17 protein-coding genes are annotated in these 16679 nt (G+C 70.4%); 10 read left to right on the top strand and 7 right to left on the bottom strand.

The window, feature by feature from the left end; genetic code table 11:
* Nucleotides 1-6: 6 nt before the first annotated feature.
* From BLV76_RS04025 to BLV76_RS04015, 3 genes are read left to right on the top strand one after another with little or no spacing between them, the layout of a single operon-like run.
* Nucleotides 7-627 carry a PIG-L deacetylase family protein gene (locus tag BLV76_RS04025; RefSeq protein WP_090967981.1) on the top strand — a complete coding sequence of 207 codons (621 nt, stop codon included), beginning with the start codon at nucleotides 7-9 and terminating at the stop codon, nucleotides 625-627.
* A complete protein-coding gene (locus BLV76_RS04020; RefSeq protein ID WP_090967980.1) occupies nucleotides 624-1265 on the top strand; it encodes a WbqC family protein in 642 nt (213 codons plus the stop codon). The genes BLV76_RS04025 and BLV76_RS04020 overlap by 4 nt, the downstream gene beginning before the upstream one ends.
* A 27-nt stretch (nucleotides 1266-1292) precedes the next feature.
* Nucleotides 1293-2582 carry a hypothetical protein gene (locus tag BLV76_RS04015; RefSeq protein ID WP_090967979.1) on the top strand — a complete coding sequence of 430 codons (1290 nt, stop codon included), beginning with the start codon at nucleotides 1293-1295 and terminating at the stop codon, nucleotides 2580-2582.
* A gap of 19 nt (nucleotides 2583-2601) precedes the next feature.
* Here the strand turns inward: BLV76_RS04015 and BLV76_RS04010 are convergent, their stop codons facing one another.
* Nucleotides 2602-3585: a MauE/DoxX family redox-associated membrane protein gene (locus BLV76_RS04010; protein WP_090967978.1), complete on the bottom strand. Its 984-nt coding sequence runs from the start codon at nucleotides 3583-3585 to the stop codon at nucleotides 2602-2604.
* Between the two features lie 20 nt (nucleotides 3586-3605).
* Nucleotides 3606-4244, bottom strand: a complete 639-nt coding sequence (locus BLV76_RS22385; protein ID WP_175539563.1) for a DUF1707 SHOCT-like domain-containing protein — start codon at nucleotides 4242-4244, stop codon at nucleotides 3606-3608.
* 267 nt (nucleotides 4245-4511) lie between these two features.
* Between BLV76_RS22385 and BLV76_RS22380 the strand changes: the two genes are divergently transcribed.
* The 3 genes from BLV76_RS22380 to BLV76_RS04000 all read left to right on the top strand — a co-directional run bounded on the left by BLV76_RS22380 (nucleotide 4512) and on the right by BLV76_RS04000 (nucleotide 7370).
* Nucleotides 4512-5027, top strand: coding sequence for a hypothetical protein (locus BLV76_RS22380; RefSeq protein WP_175539562.1), 516 nt, complete (start codon nucleotides 4512-4514; stop codon nucleotides 5025-5027).
* A 263-nt stretch (nucleotides 5028-5290) separates the two neighbouring features.
* Entirely contained in the window at nucleotides 5291-5968 is a 678-nt protein-coding gene (locus BLV76_RS21985; protein WP_139306464.1) for a hypothetical protein, read from the top strand.
* 43 nt (nucleotides 5969-6011) lie between these two features.
* Entirely contained in the window at nucleotides 6012-7370 is a 1359-nt protein-coding gene (locus tag BLV76_RS04000) for an MFS transporter (protein WP_090967976.1), read from the top strand.
* A gap of 9 nt (nucleotides 7371-7379) precedes the next feature.
* Here BLV76_RS04000 and BLV76_RS03995 read toward each other — a convergent pair whose 3' ends face one another.
* Together BLV76_RS03995 and typA are read right to left on the bottom strand one after the other, a co-directional pair.
* Complete coding sequence (locus BLV76_RS03995; RefSeq protein ID WP_090967975.1) at nucleotides 7380-8057, bottom strand: hypothetical protein; 678 nt, start codon at nucleotides 8055-8057, stop codon at nucleotides 7380-7382.
* A 6-nt stretch (nucleotides 8058-8063) separates the two neighbouring features.
* Nucleotides 8064-9956 (bottom strand): translational GTPase TypA, encoded by a 1893-nt coding sequence (typA, locus tag BLV76_RS03990; protein WP_090967974.1) that lies wholly within the window; start codon nucleotides 9954-9956, stop codon nucleotides 8064-8066.
* A gap of 288 nt (nucleotides 9957-10244) precedes the next feature.
* Between typA and BLV76_RS03985 the strand changes: the two genes are divergently transcribed.
* From BLV76_RS03985 to BLV76_RS03975, 3 genes are all read left to right on the top strand, one after another.
* Nucleotides 10245-11030, top strand: coding sequence for a hypothetical protein (locus tag BLV76_RS03985; protein WP_090967973.1), 786 nt, complete (start codon nucleotides 10245-10247; stop codon nucleotides 11028-11030).
* A 236-nt stretch (nucleotides 11031-11266) separates the two neighbouring features.
* A complete protein-coding gene (locus BLV76_RS03980; RefSeq protein ID WP_090967972.1) occupies nucleotides 11267-12577 on the top strand; it encodes a protealysin inhibitor emfourin in 1311 nt (436 codons plus the stop codon).
* A 64-nt stretch (nucleotides 12578-12641) separates the two neighbouring features.
* The gene (locus BLV76_RS03975) at nucleotides 12642-13637 is read left to right on the top strand and encodes a DNA topoisomerase IB (protein ID WP_090967971.1); all 996 of its coding nucleotides are present in this window, start codon (nucleotides 12642-12644) and stop codon (nucleotides 13635-13637) included.
* 3 nt (nucleotides 13638-13640) lie between these two features.
* On the opposite strand, the gene serC is transcribed toward BLV76_RS03975, so the two are convergent.
* Nucleotides 13641-14762: a phosphoserine transaminase gene (gene serC / locus BLV76_RS03970; protein ID WP_090967970.1), complete on the bottom strand. Its 1122-nt coding sequence runs from the start codon at nucleotides 14760-14762 to the stop codon at nucleotides 13641-13643.
* Nucleotides 14763-14863: 101 nt separating this feature from the next.
* Between serC and BLV76_RS03965 the strand changes: the two genes are divergently transcribed.
* Entirely contained in the window at nucleotides 14864-15310 is a 447-nt protein-coding gene (locus tag BLV76_RS03965) for a zinc ribbon domain-containing protein (protein ID WP_090967969.1), read from the top strand.
* Here the strand turns inward: BLV76_RS03965 and BLV76_RS03960 are convergent.
* Nucleotides 15295-15891, bottom strand: a complete 597-nt coding sequence (locus tag BLV76_RS03960) for an RNA polymerase sigma factor (RefSeq protein WP_175539561.1) — start codon at nucleotides 15889-15891, stop codon at nucleotides 15295-15297. The two genes, BLV76_RS03965 and BLV76_RS03960, sit on opposite strands and share 16 nt — an antisense overlap.
* Nucleotides 15888-16661 carry a hypothetical protein gene (locus BLV76_RS03955; protein WP_090967967.1) on the bottom strand — a complete coding sequence of 258 codons (774 nt, stop codon included), beginning with the start codon at nucleotides 16659-16661 and terminating at the stop codon, nucleotides 15888-15890. Before BLV76_RS03955 ends, BLV76_RS03960 begins: the two co-directional genes overlap by 4 nt.
* Nucleotides 16662-16679 lie beyond the last annotated feature (18 nt).

Below are 16679 nucleotides of genomic sequence, written 5' to 3'. Positions count from 1 at the left end.
ACCCTGATGCGCCGCCTGGTGATCGCTCCCCACATGGACGACGAGTCTCTGGGGTGCGGTGGCCTGCTGGCCAAGCATCCGGAGGACGCGACGGTCCTCGTCGTGACGCAGAGCGGCGACACGCGTCGCCAGGAGCACGCGAAGGCGATGGAGGTGCTCGGCATCTCGGACTTCCGTTGCCTCGACTTCGACGACGGCACGACGCAGCAGCACATGACCGACCTCGTGCAGCAGCTGGACCGGGTGATGTCCGACGTGCAGCCGGAGGAGATCTACCTCCCCTTCCCGTCGCTGCACCAGGACCACATCGGCGTCTACGAGGCGGGGATGCGTTCGTCGCGGCTGTCCATGTCCCCCAACCACTGGGTGCCCAACTCGGTGCTGGTCTACGACATCGCGGTCTACGACGTGAACCTCTACCCGTCCGACCTCCGCTGGAACGTGTTCGAGGCGCTGAGCGAGGAGCATGCCGACCTCAAGGCAGCTGCGTGCGCCGCCTACCTCTCGGAAAACCCCGGGGGCGCGCACCCGATGAACAGCATCAAGGAGATCGCCGCCACTGTCGGCCACATGCGCAAGGTCGAGTTCGCCGAGCAGTACGCGCTCGTGCGGCAGGTGCGACGGTGAAGGTCACCATCCACCAGCCGGACCTGCTGCCGTACTCGGGCTTCTGGTTCAAGATGGCGACCTGCGACGTGTTCGTCCTCTCCGTGCACGACCAGTTCCAGAAGCACGGCTACCAGCGCCGTGTCACGATGCGCGGCACCTGGTGCTCGCACCAGCTCGTCGGGAAGCCGTCCCTGGTGCCGATCAACACCGTCGAAGTGGCCGAAGGCTGGCAGCAGCGCATCGTCGACGTGATCCATGGCCGGTACGCAGGAGCGGCCTACTTCGAGTCGCGCGGTCGCGAGCTCACCGAGCGGATCCTGGCGAGTGAGGGCAGTCTCCTGCACGACGTCAACATCGCCATGATCGAAATCGTGAAGGACATGCTCGACATCACGACACCCCTGACCGTCACCGAGCCGCCGAACGAGGCCGGCACCGACCGCCTGATCGAGCAGGTGAAGATGGTCGGCGGGACGGCGTACCTCGCGGGCCAGGGCGGTCGAGCTTACATGGGCGACGATCCCGAGGGCCGGTTCGGGCAGGAGGGCCTCGAGCTCCTGTGGTCGCACCATCAGCACTCGACCGGTGACTCGATCGTCACTCTGCTGATGGACAAGCCCGACCCGATGGAGCTCGTGCTGAAACAGACCACATGACGTCGCCTGCACACATATCGTTCGGCCGTGCGCATTCCTGACCTCGGCCTCGATCGTGAGTCGGCCATCGGTCGAGTACCCGCGTGGGCGTGGGTACTCCTCATCACTGCTAGCGCCGTGTGGCTGCTCGGTCCGCGCGTCAGTGGCTGGCAGCTGGTGCACCTCCACAAGGAAGACGGAGCCATCTTCCTGCAGGAATGGGTGCGTGACGGGTGGAGCTCGATGTTCGCGCCCTACACCGGGTACCAGCACCTGGGTGCACGGGTGGCCACAGCAGCGTGTGCGTCGGGCCCCGTCTCGTGGTTCGCGCCCTGTGTGGGCGGTGTAGCCGCCCTCGTTCGGATCCTTTTGGCCATCGTCGTGTCCGCCGTTCTCGTCCCCTACACGCGTACTCGCGCGTGGGGCATTGCTGCCGGATTCCTCTTCGTTTTCGTCCCGGTGGGACAGCAGGAGGTGCTCGGCAACATCACCAACCTCAGGTGGTTCTTCGACGCCGGATGTCTGTTCGTCAGCGTGGGACTCTTCCGTGGTCGGATGTCAGTCCTTGCGTCCGTTCTCGGCTTCGTGGGTGCGATGTCGGATCCGCTCGTGCTCCTCCTTCTGCCCCTTGCCGCTTGGCGAATGCTCACCGCGCCGCAGCTCGGACGAGCGCTACCCGCCGCCGCGGTCGCGGCGGGAGCGGTCTGCCACTGGCTGCTCCTGGTGCCGTCCGCCCGACCGACAGACCTCGGGTGGTACGTCCGCGACCCGGGCGAGGCGTTGGTCCAGCTCCTCGCTCGTGGCCCCGCCGTCGCACAGTTCGGGCAGAACGGCGTCGAAGTGCTGATCCACGGATCCATCCTCCTCGCCGTGGCCGCCGGAGTTGTTCCGCTGTTCCTCGCGGCACTCAGTCGCCCGCGAGGCGGGCCGCGTGCGATGGTGGCCATCCTCATCCTTGCTGGCGTCGGCATCTTGGCCGCCACCCTCGTCTTCGCGCCCCACGACCAGCTCGAGCTCGACCCGGCGTGGCAGCTGGGGAACGGCTCCCGCTACTCCGTCGGTCCATCCCTCCTCCTCGGTGCAGCAGTTCTCGTCGCGGTTTCATATGCGCGGGGAAGGGCAGTGGGCGCCATGGCTGTGGCCCTCTTCGGTCTGGCGGCCGTGGGTGACCTGACAGGGGACTCGTGGAACTCGCACGGTCCGACGTGGGCGACGTCTGTGGACGATGCGGTTCGAGAGTGCCGGGGCGACAGCGACGTGGCCGAGGTGCAGCTCACGCCGACCGACGTGCCCACTGAATGGATCGCAGAGGTCTCGTGCAGCTGGTTGCTCAAGTGATGCCCTCCGGGAGGGGTGGCTAGGTCTCCGGCTGCTCGCGGAGCGCCTCGACGACCTCGGCGAAGAACTCGGTGACGTCCCGCTCGCCTGCCACCGGGCCGCCGGCCAGGAAGCCGTCCGCGCCGAGCAGCACCGCAGCAGGAGTCCCGACGGAGAAGCCACGGCGGATGTTGCCGTCCGGCTCGGACACGGCGAGGTCGCGCGCGTGCTCGGTGACCGAGGACGCGGCCGTCTCGTCCGGGTAGACCGCCAGTACCCCGACGGCGGGGGACAGCTGCGCCGCGAGGCCGTCCAGCTTCTCGGCCGTGCGGACGCACGGACCGCACCCGGGCTTCAGCACTACGAGCAGCCGAGCCTGCGTCGAGGTGAGGTCCCACAGGTTCGCCACCGAGCCGTCGGCCCGGCGCACGACGCCGTACGGGGTCCGGTCCCTCTCGTAGTCGAGCAGCTCGTCGGTCTCGGCCGCCCGCGGAGCCGAGCCGGTGCCGACGACGAGCGCGGCGACCGCGGCGGCTGCGATCGCAGCGACGATCGCCCACCAGCCAGCCGCGTCCAGGTCGCGCACGACGGACAGGACGGAGCCCCCGTCGACCGCGAACCACAGGGCGGCGCCGGCGAGCAGGGAGAGGAGGACGTTGCGCAGCAGCGTGGTCCGGTCGACGTCGTGGCGACTCAGGCTCCCGAAGCACGAGCACGTGACGGGCTCGTCGAAGGTGAGCGCCCTCCCGATGAGAGCGGTGTAGGCCAGCATCAGCACGAGCACCAGGGCCGTGACCGCGACGAGGGCGCGCGAGGGCGCAACCAGGAGCAGGGCGGCGAGCGCGAGCTCGGCCCACGGAAGCGCCGCCGAAGCTGGTCCGGCCGGTACGACGTCCGGAACCCGCAGCGCGGCGAACGCATCCCGGGTGGCCACCCGGTCTCGCAGCTTCGCCACGCCGCTCGTCGCCAGCACCGCAGCCAGTGTGAGCACCGCGACGAGTGCTGCGACAGGTGCCGAGGACATGGCCCAGATCGTACGGTTCGTCAGCTCCGCGGGTGCGCCCAGCGGTAGAGGGCGATCAGCCCAGGCAGGAACACCACCAGGAAGACGAGGCCGAAGATCCGGCTCCCCAGGTCGTCGCCGAAGAGCAGCAGCAGCGTGCCGATGAGGACGAAGGGCGAGGTGAACAGCCCGACCACCCAGAAGACGATCCTCGGGACGATGCCTCCCTCCGGGCGGCTCGCCCACAGGGTCCCAGCACCCGGTCCGGCGAGGCCGTCGAGCACGTCCTCGAGCTGCCCGTGCGTCCGCGAGGCGAGCGCGCGGGTCGTCCGCTCGTCGAGCTCGGCGGACGTCAGGCGTCCCTCCCCGAAGGCGGCTGACAGGAGGCTGCAGACCCGCTCACGGTCGGCGTCGGAGGCGAGGACGGCCTCTCGCTCGGCGTGAGAGCGACGGCGGGCGTCGAGCCACGTGCCGAGCGCCTCGTCGCCGGCACCTTGAGGCGCACCGCCTGAGGTCGTTATGGTCGACAGGCTAGGCGCTGACGCGGTCGATCCGCGCGTACTTGCCGCATCTGCGACTCCGCGACGTCCTGCTGTTCGGGCATGGGGGATCTTGATCGTTCGTTGATCTTCTTGAGAATATCTTAACCTTGTGGCGAAGGACTTCTCGCGGATCTTCAACCATGGGGGCAGGTCGCCATGACCGAGTTGGGCACCGAACGGGGCCAGGGCACCTCGCGGCGCACCTTGATGCGTGGCGCTGCGTGGTCCGTGCCCGTCGTTTACGTCGCCGCGCAGGCTCCGGCGTTCGCTGCATCGCCGTGCGACCCTCGGGCCTACAAGATCGACTGGGGTGTCAGCGCGTACACCCCACCGGGCAGCTTGACTGCGACGCCGAACGTCGGCACGGCAGTCGCAACGGGCAGTGCCAGCGGGAGCGCGATCACCGTGACGTTCGACAGCTCGCCCGCCGGGGGTGCCACGAGGTACGACGGCAACCTGACGGTGCCGGCCACCACCAACATCGGCGCCCTCGGAGCCGGCGAGCGAGGACTCGCGATCCGGTCGGGCAGCACGGCGCTCACCGCGTTGGTGAACCAGACGATCACCGTCAGGTTCTCCCGAGCGGTCAGCAACCTGTCCTTCTCCATCGTCGACCTGGACCGCGATGCGAACTTCTGGGACCGCGTCACCTGCAACCCGGTGCCGACGAGCTCGAACAACCGACCGACGACGGTGGCCGGCGTCGGCGACGCCGGACTCGAGATCCCCGGCAGCGGGCCGTTCCGCTACACCGGCGGGACGACGGGCATCGACGACACGAGCAACGCCGGCAACGTCCAGCTCGTCTATGCCGGCGGCGCGTCGTTCACCCAGCTGCAGCTCGTCTACTGGAACGCCGGCTCGCCCGGGCCTCAGGGCATCCTGCTCAGCGACTTCACGTTCACGGCGCGCGGCTGCTGAGATCATCACGTGATTCCCGAGCTCTCTCGGCCGGGGCAACGGGGACATCAGGACGTTGGTCCCCGAGGATTTCGCGTCAGATGACCCGAAATGACCACGAGCTCGTCCGTTCGGGCTACGTCTTCCGGTTGAACGATCCACTACTGGTCCAGACCGGTACTCGACTGTGCTGCGCTGTTACTGATCCGTTGACATGCTCCACCTAGTTTCGTTGTCAACAGGCGACCGTGGGGGTTCGCCGATGGGGTGGGAGTTCATTCGTCATGTCAAGCAAGTTGACGGTTCACGAGCCGATGCGTCCGACGCGGCGCACCATGGTCCGTAGCGCGGCGTGGTCCGTTCCCGTCGTTGCCGTCGCAGCAACTGCGCCGGCCTATGCCGCCTCCTGCGGCAACGCTGAGACCCTCAGTTGGAGCAACTACACGGACGGCACCGTGTTCTCCTCTGCGATGTTCGGATCGACGAAGCTCACGCTCAGTCAGTCCGGCAACCTTGGCTCCGACAGCGGCAAGGTGCTCTACCAGGACGAAGGTGGCGTCAACCCGGCGCTTCGGTTCTACCCCACGAACGGCGTTGACGGATCTTCCATTACGGTGACTCTCACCTTCAGTAGGGCAGTGAAGAATCTCTCTTTCACGATTCTCGACATCGACAACGCCAACAATGGCAACGGCTCCACTGCCTGGCGAGACCGTATCGCCGTTACTGGCACGCCTTCTTCAGTGTCGGTCGGGAGCCGTATCCAAGGCGCTGGGACCGAGAACAGTCCCTATCGCTCGAGCGGAACTACGCAGATCGACAACTCGGATCCGGATGGCAACGTGACGCTGACGTGGAATGGTCCTCTTACGAGCGTGACGTACCGCTACTTCCAGATTGGCGCTCCGACGGGTACGCCGCACACTGGATTGTCAAACATCTCGTTCACGACCATCTGCTGACGCCCGGGAACAAGCCCGGTCGACAACATGTTGTCCGTGGTCGATGACTGCCGCGGACACGACCAGCCAGCCCGTTGACGACTCCCGTCGCATCTCGGTCCTGCTCGGCCTGCTCTTCGGCCTCGGTGGACTGGGGTCGTCGAGCGCTGCGGTGACGCTGGCCCTCATGAGCGACGACTTCGGCATCAGCTCGGGCCTCGCGGCCTGGGCGATCAGCCTCTACGTCCTCATGCTCGCGGTCACGACCGCGCTCTACGGCCGCATCTCCGACCTCGTCGGCTTCCGCGCCCCGATGCTGGCGGGCCTGGTGCTCATGTCGACCGGCGCGCTCGTGGCAGCGGTCGCTCCCACCTTCCAGGTGCTGCTCGGCGCGCGGATGGTGCAGGGCGCCGGTGCGGCCGCACTGCCGACGCTGGGTGTCGCGGTGCTGTCGTCGAGGTACGCCGGTGAGGTCCGCGGCGTCGCCTTCGGCCGGTTGGCCGGGGTCTCGGCCGCGGTGGGCTGCCTGGGGCCGCTCGCCGGTGGCGTCGTCGAGGCCGCGTTCGGATGGCGTGCCGTGATGGCGCTGCCGATCCTCGGTGCACTGGTGCTGCCGTTCATCTGGCGCGCACTGCCGACCGGAGGCAGCGGCGCCAAGCTCGACGTCGTCGGCGCCATCCTCGTCTGCCTGACCGCCGCCGGGATGGTCCTGCTGGTGCAGTCGCCGTCGGCCGGCCTGCTCGTCGCGGCCGTGGGCGCCGTGATGCTGTTCGCCGGCGTCCCTGCCGTCCACGCGACGGTCCGCCGCCGCCCCGACGGCTTCCTGCCGGTCGAGGTCATCCGCAACTCCACCGTCGTACGCACCGCGGTGTCGGCGTCGTCCATCCCGGCGTCGTGGTTCGCCCTGCTCATCGCCACACCCGCGGTCCTCCTCGCCGAGGGCTGGGAGGCGTGGCAGGTCGGCGTCGCCATGGTGCCGAGCGCGGCGATCGCCCTCACCGTCCCGCGACTGGTCGGGCCGATGCTCCGACGCATCGGGCCCGGGCGGAGCGTCGGGGCCGCCGCCCTCGTGGCCTCCGGGGCGATCCTGCTGGCCGCGCTCGGGGCGCACTTCGCGAGCGCCACGATCCTGGTGGTCGGGATCGTCTTCGTCACCGTCGCCTTCGGGCTCGGCCAGCCGGCGCTCAGCGCCGTAGTCGGTGACGCCGTCCACGAGAACGTGCGCGGAGTCGCGCTCGGCGTCTCCACGCTGCTCTTCCTCATCGGCGGCAGCATCGGATCCGCCGTGATCGCCGGTCTCAGCGGGCCCCTCGGGATGACGGGTGCCCTGCTGCTGCTCGCCGCCCTGCCCGTGCTCGGGCTGCTCGTGCTGGCCCCGACGCTTCGGAGCGTGGACGTCGAAGCGGAGGCCGAGGCGGCCTGACGGCTGCCGTCAGCGAGAGGCCCGTGCGCGCTCGCCGAGGGCGACCGCCGCGCGCTGCACGACGGGGAGCTCCTCGGGGTCGCGTGCGACCTCGTGGGGCACGTCGCCGCCGAGCAGGGCCGCCGGGGTCGTCAGCCAGATCCACGCACGCCACGGGTCGACCGACGCCGCGAGGAGCGTCTCGAGGATCGTGAGCAGCTCCTCACGGACCTGACCGGTCCCGTCGAGCTGGAACGACGGCACCAGGGTTGCGCCCTCCTGCTGGACGAGCAGGACCGAGCGCCGGTCGGAGGCCTTGTGCAAGGCGAATCGGGCCGCGTTCTCCGACACCCCGCGCAGGGCGGCGACGCCGGCGTAGTCGAGCCACCCGCCGTCGAGCAGCTCGGCGCGGACGCGGGCCTCGCGACGGAGCCGGACGAGGGCGACGGGGATGCCGTGCGCGGGGTCGTCGCCCTGTGAGCGCAGCTGCCGGTCGAGCTCGACCAGCCGGTCGGGCGGGAGCGGCTCGACCGTGCCGGGCTCACGCCAGCGCACCTCGTCGTGCGCGCGGTCGTAGGTGGGCAGCCCGGCGGCCGCCAGCTGGTCAGCGAGGCCGAGGTCCTCGAGCCAGGTGGCCAGCCGCTCGCCCAGCCCGTCGTCGTACCCGCCCTCAGGGGGATCGACGCGGGCCGGGGAGCAGGAGGACACCAAGTCCTACTTGCTGGCCTTGCGGGCCCGCGACGCGGTCTTGGCGCGCGCGTTGGCGTCGAGGACGACCTTGCGGATGCGCACCATGTCGGGCGTCACCTCGACGCACTCGTCCTCGCGGCAGAACTCCAGGCACTGCTCGAGCGAGAGGCGCTTCGGCGGGATCAGCTTCTCGAAGTTGTCGGAGGTGGCGGACCGGATGTTGGTCTGCTGCTTCTCCTTGGTGATGTTGACGTCCATGTCGTCGGCGCGGGAGTTCTCGCCGACGATCATGCCCTCGTAGACCTCGGTGGTCGGCTCGACGAAGAGCACGCCGCGCTCCTGCAGCGACGTCATGGCGTACGCCGTCGCCGCACCGGCGCGGTCGGCCACCAGCGAGCCGTTGTTGCGCGAGCGGATCTCGCCGGCCCAGGGGTGGTAGCCCTCGGAGATGTGGTGGGCGATGCCGGTGCCGCGGGTCTCGGTGAGGAACTCGGTGCGGAAGCCGATCAGGCCGCGCGAGGGGACGACGAAGTCCATGCGCACCCAGCCGGTGCCGTGGTTGGTCATGCCCTCCATGCGGCCCTTGCGGGTGGCGAGGAGCTCGGTGATGGTGCCGAGGTATTCCTCCGGCGCGTCGATCGTGAGGCGCTCGAAGGGCTCGTGGACCTTGCCGTCGACCTCGCGGGTGACGACCTGCGGCTTGCCGACGGTCAGCTCGAAGCCCTCGCGACGCATCTGCTCGACGAGGATCGCCAGCGCGAGCTCGCCGCGGCCCTGGACCTCCCATGCGTCGGGACGCTCGGTCGGCAGGACGCGCAGCGACACGTTGCCGATGAGCTCGGAGTCGAGGCGGTCCTTGACCAGGCGCGCGGTCACCTTGGCGCCCTTGACCTTGCCGACCAGCGGCGAGGTGTTGGTGCCGATCGTCATCGAGATGGCCGGGTCGTCGACGTGGATGAGCGGCAGCGCGATCGGGTTCTCCGCGTCGGCGAGGGTCTCGCCGATGGTGATCTCGGGGATGCCGGCGATGGCGACGATGTCGCCGGGGCCGGCGGACTCGCCGGGGACGCGCTCGAGGCCCTCGGTGATGAGGAGCTCGGTGATCCGGACGTTCTTGACCGTGCCGTCGCGCTTGATCCACGCGACGGTCTGGCCCTTCTTGAGGTTGCCCTGGTGGATGCGCAGCAGCGCGAGGCGACCCAGAAACGGCGACGAGTCGAGGTTGGTCACGTGGGCCTGGAGCGGCGCGCCCTCGTCGTACTGCGGGGCGGGGATGGTCTCGAGGATCGTCTTGAAGAGCGGCTCGAGGTCGGTGCCCTCGGGCATCGTGCCGTTCTCGGGCTGCGTGAGGGAGGCGATGCCGGCCTTGCCCGAGGCGTAGACGACCGGGAAGTCGAGCGCGTCCTGGCTGTGCGACTCGTCGAGGAGGTCCATGAAGAGCTCGTAGGACTCGTCGACGACCTCGGTGATGCGGGCGTCGCCGCGGTCGGTCTTGTTGACGACCAGGATCACCGGCATGTCGGCGTTGAGCGCCTTGCGCAGCACGAAGCGGGTCTGGGGGAGCGGGCCCTCGGACGCGTCGACCAGCAGCACGATGCCGTCGACCATCGACAGGCCGCGCTCGACCTCGCCGCCGAAGTCGGCGTGGCCGGGGGTGTCGATGATGTTGATGACCATCGGCTGGCCGCCGCCGGCCGGGCCGGCGTAGTGGACCGCGGTGTTCTTCGCGAGGATCGTGATGCCCTTCTCGCGCTCGAGGTCGCCGGAGTCCATGACCCGGTCGGCGACGCTCTCGGCCTGGTGCGCGGTGAAGGCGCCGGCCTGGCGGAGCATCGCGTCGACCAGCGTGGTCTTGCCGTGGTCGACGTGGGCGACGATCGCGACGTTGCGCAGGTCGGAGCGGGACTGGGTGGGCATGCAGGGGCCTTCCGGGTGGAGACGAGGGGCTGGAGCCGGGCGCGGCCCACACGGCCGCAGCGCGGCAAGTCTAGTGCGGGAGGGCTCGGATCGAGACTTCGGCGACGCTCGGGCGGCCCGCGACGGGCGGCTCTGTGACCGGGACCACAACACGTTCGGGCACGATCGGAAACGTTCCCAATCTGATCCTTTACTTTGACCACGAGTTACTGATTCGTGGAATGTCAACCCCTACTTTGGAGTAGTCCCGGATCCCACCGCGGATCCATCCCACCCGAGGTAGCTGACATGAAGTACGGCATCGCGAACCTGAACGAGGCCCGGCCGTCTCGCCGCGCCGTCGTCCGCACGGCCGCCTGGAGCGTCCCCGTGATCTCGGTAGCCGCGACTGCGCCGGCGTTCGCTGCCTCCCCCTGCGATGCCCGTACCGACCAGGCGCTCAGCTGGAACGGCGGCAACGTCACCTTCACCCGGACGAGCGACACGGTTGCCTCCGCGACCCTCGTGCCAGCCACGAACGTCCCGGCACTCACGCTCGACGTCAAGGCGTCGTACACGGGCCTGATGAAGGCCGGGTACGAGAACCCCGGAACGAACACGGTCAACCCCAGCCTCCGCCGGTCCGCCAATGTCGGCAACCTGAACAAGTCCGGGATCAGCCTCTGGCAGGCCACGACACGTGACACGCCGTCCCCGACGCAGGACACGGGCACTTACGTGTTCACCTTCTCGCGGCCCGTCACGAACCTGCGCTTCACCATCACCGACATCGACTCGGCCACCGGTGACTTCCGTGACGCGTTGACCCTCACCAGCGGCTACACGGCGTCGTACCCCGCCACCATCACCAAGACGACGGCCGCCGGCGTCGGGGAGTACTTCATCGCGACCGGTGAGAACACGCCGACGGACAACAGCACCGGCAACGCCGGCAACCTGACGATCACCTACCCCGGCACCATCAGCTCGTTCACGATCCAGTACTCCAACTCGGCGTCGAGCTTCAACAACACGCTCGACCAGGACCAGACGATCTACGTCAGTGACCTGACGTTCAACTACAAGCCCTGCTGAGGGCTTGACCCAGACTCAGGCCTGCCCCGCTGTCCCCCGTGCGGGGCAGGCCTGGACCCAGACTCGCTGCGCCCGTCTCGCTCGTCCCACCCAGTGGGTGGGAGCGGACCCCCACCGTCGAGCGTGACGAGGTGCTGCGGGACCAGCGTGGTGCCGCCGCCCGCCCCCCACGGGCGGCGGCGCCCGGGGCCTGCCGACCCCTTCCGGCTGTCGGTGCCGAGGGGTAGACCTGACCCATGGCTACTCGGAACGCCCACGCGCACTGCACCTTCATCCCCCCGTGGCTCGTCGAGCGGGTCGACGGCCCCGAGGCCGCCGCGCGCGACGAGGCCCTGCGCTCCGGCCGGGGCACCGTCCCCCAGCCGCCGCGGGCGACGGCGATGCCCGGAGCCGACGCGGAGCCGGACTGGACCGTCCACGACGCGGGGTCGACCACGGACCTCCCCGGCACCCCGGTCCGCTCGGCCGGCGAGCCCGAGACCGGTGACGTGGCCGTCGACGAGGCGGCTGCCGGGATCACGGCCACGCTCGAGATGTATGCCGACGACCTGGGTCGCGCCTCCCACGACGACGCCGGTGCCCCGGTCAGCCTGACCGTCCACTACGGCTCGAGCTACGACAACGCCTTCTGGGACGGCACCCAGCTCGTCTTCGGTGACGGCGACGGTCGCGTCTTCGAGCGCTTCACGAAGCCGGTCGACGTCCTCGCACACGAGTTCACCCACGCCGTGGTCGAGCACACCGCCGACCTCGTCTACCGGGACCAGTCCGGTGCCCTCAACGAGTCGGTGGCCGACGTCTTCGCCTCCTGCCTCAAGCAGCGGCTCCTCGGCCAGCAGGCCGCCGAGGGCGACTGGCTGATCGGCCAGGGGATCTTCAAGCCGACCGTGCTCGCCCGCGCGTTGCGCGACATGGCCGCGCCCGGCACGGCCTACGACGATCCCGAGCTCGGCAAGGACCCCCAGGTCGGGCACATGGACGACTACATCGACACCGCGGACGACAACGGCGGGGTCCACCTCAACTCCGGCATCCCCAACAAGGCCTTCCATCTCGCCGCCGTCGCGGTCGGCGGCACGTCGATCGCCGGCGCCGGCCGGATCTGGTACGACGCCCTCGTCGGTGGCGACGTGCCCGCGGACGCCGACTTCGCGACCTTCGCCGCAGCCACGGTCGCCGCGGCAGGCGAGCACGCCGACGCGGTGCGTGAGGCGTGGCGGCAGGTCGGGGTCGAGCCCGGGGCGAGCGCGACGCCATCCGCGGGGAGCACCGACCGGCCGGCGGGAAGGCTGCGCGTCGAGCGCTCCGGCGGCTTCGCCGGTCGCACCGAGTCGGCCGAGGTGGACCTCGACGGCGAGGACGACGACGTCCGCGGGCTCGTCAGCCGGGCCGTCCTCGGCTCGAGCACGAAGGCGACGCCGCCCAAGCCGGACATGTTCGTCTACACGTTCACCCTCGACGGGCACGACCCGGTCCGGGTGCCCGAGCAGCTGCTCTCCGAGAGCCAGGCGCAGCTGGCCCGCCGGTTCCTGCGGCCGGGCTCCTGAGGCGTGGGACGAACCCTCCCTGTGGGTGTTCGGCACGCGGGACGACCCCACTAGGTTCGGACGCATGCCTCGTCTCCGGCGTACGTCCCCCGACCAGCCTGGCTGGAGCCGGCGGCGGGCGGGCAAGGGCTTCACCTACCTCGACGAGGACGGGCTCCGGCTCGAGCCGGAGGACGTGCAGCGCTGCAAGGAGCTCGTGATCCCGCCGGCCTGGCAGGACGTGTGGATCACACCGCACGCCAACGGGCACCTGCAGGCCGTCGGCATCGACGACGCCGGCAGGAAGCAGTACCTCTACCACCCGCAGTGGCGCACCAGCCGGGACGCAGCGAAGTTCGACCGGATCCTCGGCTTCGGCAAGGCGCTGTCGAAGGCGCGCGAGCGGGTGCTCGTCGACATCGGCGCCGAGGGGATGTCGCGCGAGCGGGCTTGCGCCGTCGCGGTGCGGCTGCTGGACCTGGGCTACTTCCGGATCGGCAACGACGTCTACACCGACACCAACGGCTCGTTCGGGCTGACCACGCTCCGCAAGGACCACGTCTCCCGCCACGCCAACGGGCTGCGCTTCTGCTTCGTCGGCAAGTCGGGTGTCGAGCACTGCATCGACATCGACGACCCCTCGGCCGTCGAGGCGCTCGACGTGATGCGGCGCCGGCGCGGGGGCGGCGACGAGCTGCTCGCGTGGAAGGACGGCCGGCACTGGAAGGACATCGACGCCGGGCACGTCAACGACTACATCCGCACCTGCTTCGGCATCGACGCCACCGCCAAGGACTTCCGCACGTGGCACGCGACGGTGATCGCGGCCGCCGCCCTGGCGGACACCGACGAGCCGGGCCAGACCAAGGCGTCGCGCAAGCGGGCGGTCTCGAGCGCGATGAAGCAGGTCTCGGAGTTCCTCGGGAACACCCCCACCCTCGCGCGGTCGTCCTACGTCGACCCGCGGGTCGTCGACGCCTACGAGCGCGGGCGCACGATCCGGGTGAGGACGACGTACGACTCGAACGACGCGCGCCAGGCTGCCCTGGAGCGCGCCGTCCTCAAGCTGCTGCGTGCCTAGTCGTCAGGCGTTGGCGACCACGTAGTCGATCGCCGCGGTGAGCTTCTCGACGTCGGCCGGGTCGATCGCGGGATACATCGCGATGCGGAGCTGGTTGCGGCCGAGCTTGCGGTAGGGCTCGGTGTCGACGATGCCGTTGGCGCGCAGGGTCGCGGCGATCGCGGCGGCGTCGATGCTGTCGTCGAAGTCGATCGTGCCGATGACGAGCGAGCGGTCGGCCGGGTCGGTGACGTAGGGGGTGGTGTACGCCGTCCGCTCGGCCCAGCCGTAGAGCGCGTCGGACGACGCGGTGGTCCGCTCGACCATGCCCGTGAGCCCACCCTGGCCGTTCATCCAGTCGAGCTGCTCGGCCATCAGGAAGAGCGTGGCGACCGACGGGGTGTTGTAGGTCTGGTTCTTCGAGGAGTTGTCGATCGCGGTCGGCAGGTCGAAGAACGGCGGGACGTAGCGGTCGGTCGCGGCGATCTCCTCGACGCGGGCCAGGGCGCGCGGCGACATGATCGCCACCCAGAGGCCGCCGTCGGAGGCGAAGCACTTCTGCGGGGCGAAGTAGTAGGCGTCGACCTGGTCGAGGTCGACCGGCAGGCCGCCGGCGCCAGAGGTCGCGTCGACCAGCACGAGCGCGTCGTCGGCCACGCCCGCAGGACGGCGTACGGGCGCCATCACCGCGGTCGACGTCTCGTTGTGCGCCCAGGCGTAGGCGTCGACGCCGTCCTCGGCGACCGCCTCGGGACGCGAGCCCGGGTCGCTCGAGATGACCGTCGGGTCGGCGAGCCACGGCGCCTTCCTGGCCGAGGTGGCGAACTTCGAGGAGAACTCGCCGAACGCCAGGTGCTGGCTCTTCTCGCGGATCAGGCCGAAGCAGGCGATGTCCCAGAAGGCGGTCGCGCCGCCGTTGCCGAGCACGACCTCGTAGCCCTCCGGCACGTCGAAGAGGGCGGTGAGCCCCTCGCGGACGCGGCCGACGGTCTTCTTCACCGGAGCCTGGCGGTGGGACGTGCCCATCAGCTCGGAGCCGGTCGCGGCGAGCGCGTCGAGGTGGCTCGTCTGGATCTTCGACGGGCCGGCGCCGAAGCGGCCGTCGGCCGGGATGAGCTCGGCGGGGATCTGCAGTGCGTCGGTCATGGGTGCCTCACGTCGATACGGAACGGGTTGCCCTGACCACGCTGTCAGACGTGACTATTGTGGCACCCCGCCCGAGGACGTCTCACGATGGGGGAACGACGATGAGCGACCACCACGTCCCACCGCCCGGCCTGCTGGGCCAGGCTCGCGTGCGCACGACGGCACGCGTCGTCGCCGGCGTCCTGCTCGTCACGGGCGCGGTCCTCCTCGTGCGCGGAGTCAGCGAGTTCGCCTCCGAGTTCGGCGATCCCACGATGGACGCCCGACCGGGCCCGATCCTCATGGCTGCCGGCGGCGGCTTCTGCATCGTCCTCGGGCTCGTCGCAGCCCAGATCGGCTGGATGCGTGCCCACGTGAGGTACCTCGCCGGCGAGACGATGCCGGTCGTGAAGGACTCGGCGACCTACCTCAGTGACGGCCAGGGGATCGCCCACATCGGCCGCACGGCTGCGGCGTCGACCGCCACCGGCCCCTACTGCCGCCAGTGCGGCACCCGCAACGACGCCGACGCGACGTTCTGCGACGGCTGCGGTCAGTCGCTCGGCTGAAGCACCGCGACCCCGGGAGCCGATGACGGAGCCCCCTCCGGGCGTACGTCGTCGCCCATCCGCGTGCGCAGCCGCTTGAGGCCGCGGTGGCGGCTGACCCGCACCGCGACGGCCGTCATGCCGAGGGCCTGCGCGGTGGCGGCGGCGTCGAGGCCGACGACCTCCATGCACGCCAGCACGTCGCGCTCGCGCTTGGGCAGCCGGGCGAGCTGGTCGCGCACCCAGTCGAGGCCCACGACCTCGTCGTGCGGGGTGACCACCGGGTGGTCGTCGTCGCCGTCGTGGTCGAGCAGGGTCGCGGTGCTGCGCAGCGCCCCGCGCCGGGCCTGGTTGGCGCTCACCTTGCGCCCGATGCCGAAGAGCCAGCCGGCGAAGTCGTCGCGCGTGCCGCTGAAGTGCCGGATCCGTCGGGCGGCGACCAGCCACGCCTCCGACGCGACGTCCTCCGCGGTGACCGCCGAGTCCGCGACCTGGCGCGCCCTGAGCCACAGCAGCAGCCGACCGGCGTACGCCAGGTAGAGCTCGTTCCAGGCGTCCGGGTCGCCGGCCTTCGCGGCCGTGACGGTGGCGTCGTCGCTCACGGCTGGGTCGGTCCGTCCCAGCCGTCGGAGGAGCCCGACCCGCCCTGGTCGCCCTGGTCGCCCCGGTCGTCATCCCGGTCGTCATCCCGGCCGTTGTCATGACCACCGTGGTCGAGGTCCTCGTCGCCTCCACGGTCGTCCCCGCGGTCGCGGTCACCGTGCTGGCCCTTGCCCTGGCCCTGGCTCCGGCCACCGTTGCGGTCGCCGTGCCGATCTCCGTGCCGCCAGCCGTCACGGACGCCGTCACGCCAGCCGTCACGGTCCTCGTCGTGGTCCCGGCCGCCGGCGCGCCCGCCCGACCGGGTGCCGGTGCCGTCGTCACGCCCGGCCGGGTCGGTGCCGCGGGCGTCTCCCGACGTGTCAGCGGTGTCCCCGGCGGTCGTGTCGTCGGACTGCGTCTCGCCATCCCGGTCACCCCCGCCCGCGGCGGCCCCGGGACCGGCTGGCGGGACCGACAGGCCCGGGCCGCGCGTCGGTCCGGGCGACGGGTCGGGGATCGCCGGGACCGTCGGCGCCGGCCTCGCCGGCGCGATCGACTCGTCGCCGATGCGGGACGCGATCGTCGTACCTCCAGCGACCACGGCCGCCGCGGCCGCCGCGGCGACGACGGGCCGCCACGAGGCGAGGAGGGGTTCGAGCGCGGAGTCGGCCCACGTGGGGGTGGGGGACTGGGCCGACTCCGCGCACAGCCGCATGAGGAACGCCCGGTCGGGGACCAGCACGGGCGCGTCGAGGCGCAGTGCCGGGATCCGGGGCTCCGAGGTGGTCATGCGGCGGTCTTCGTGGGT

Origin of the sequence: Nocardioides exalbidus (assembly GCF_900105585.1) — a bacterium.
GTDB classification, from domain to species: domain Bacteria; phylum Actinomycetota; class Actinomycetes; order Propionibacteriales; family Nocardioidaceae; genus Nocardioides; species Nocardioides exalbidus.
Note: the sequence above shows the minus strand (reverse complement) of the source record. Positions and strands in the feature narration are given on the sequence as shown.

Bases quoted from the DNA above. Each gene is read 5' to 3' on its own strand.
- BLV76_RS04025 (WP_090967981.1), top strand. From the start codon at position 7: ATGCGCCGCCTGGTGATCGCTCCCCACATGGACGACGAGTCTCTGGGG.
- BLV76_RS04010 (WP_090967978.1), bottom strand. From the start codon at position 3,585: ATGTCCTCGGCACCTGTCGCAGCACTCGTCGCGGTGCTCACACTGGCT.
- BLV76_RS21985 (WP_139306464.1), top strand. From the start codon at position 5,291: ATGTCAAGCAAGTTGACGGTTCACGAGCCGATGCGTCCGACGCGGCGC.
- BLV76_RS04000 (WP_090967976.1), top strand. From the start codon at position 6,012: ATGACTGCCGCGGACACGACCAGCCAGCCCGTTGACGACTCCCGTCGC.
- typA (WP_090967974.1), bottom strand. From the start codon at position 9,956: ATGCCCACCCAGTCCCGCTCCGACCTGCGCAACGTCGCGATCGTCGCC.
- BLV76_RS03985 (WP_090967973.1), top strand. From the start codon at position 10,245: ATGAAGTACGGCATCGCGAACCTGAACGAGGCCCGGCCGTCTCGCCGC.
- BLV76_RS03980 (WP_090967972.1), top strand. From the start codon at position 11,267: ATGGCTACTCGGAACGCCCACGCGCACTGCACCTTCATCCCCCCGTGG.
- BLV76_RS03975 (WP_090967971.1), top strand. From the start codon at position 12,642: ATGCCTCGTCTCCGGCGTACGTCCCCCGACCAGCCTGGCTGGAGCCGG.
- serC (WP_090967970.1), bottom strand. From the start codon at position 14,762: ATGACCGACGCACTGCAGATCCCCGCCGAGCTCATCCCGGCCGACGGC.
- BLV76_RS03965 (WP_090967969.1), top strand. From the start codon at position 14,864: ATGAGCGACCACCACGTCCCACCGCCCGGCCTGCTGGGCCAGGCTCGC.
- BLV76_RS03955 (WP_090967967.1), bottom strand. From the start codon at position 16,661: ATGACCACCTCGGAGCCCCGGATCCCGGCACTGCGCCTCGACGCGCCC.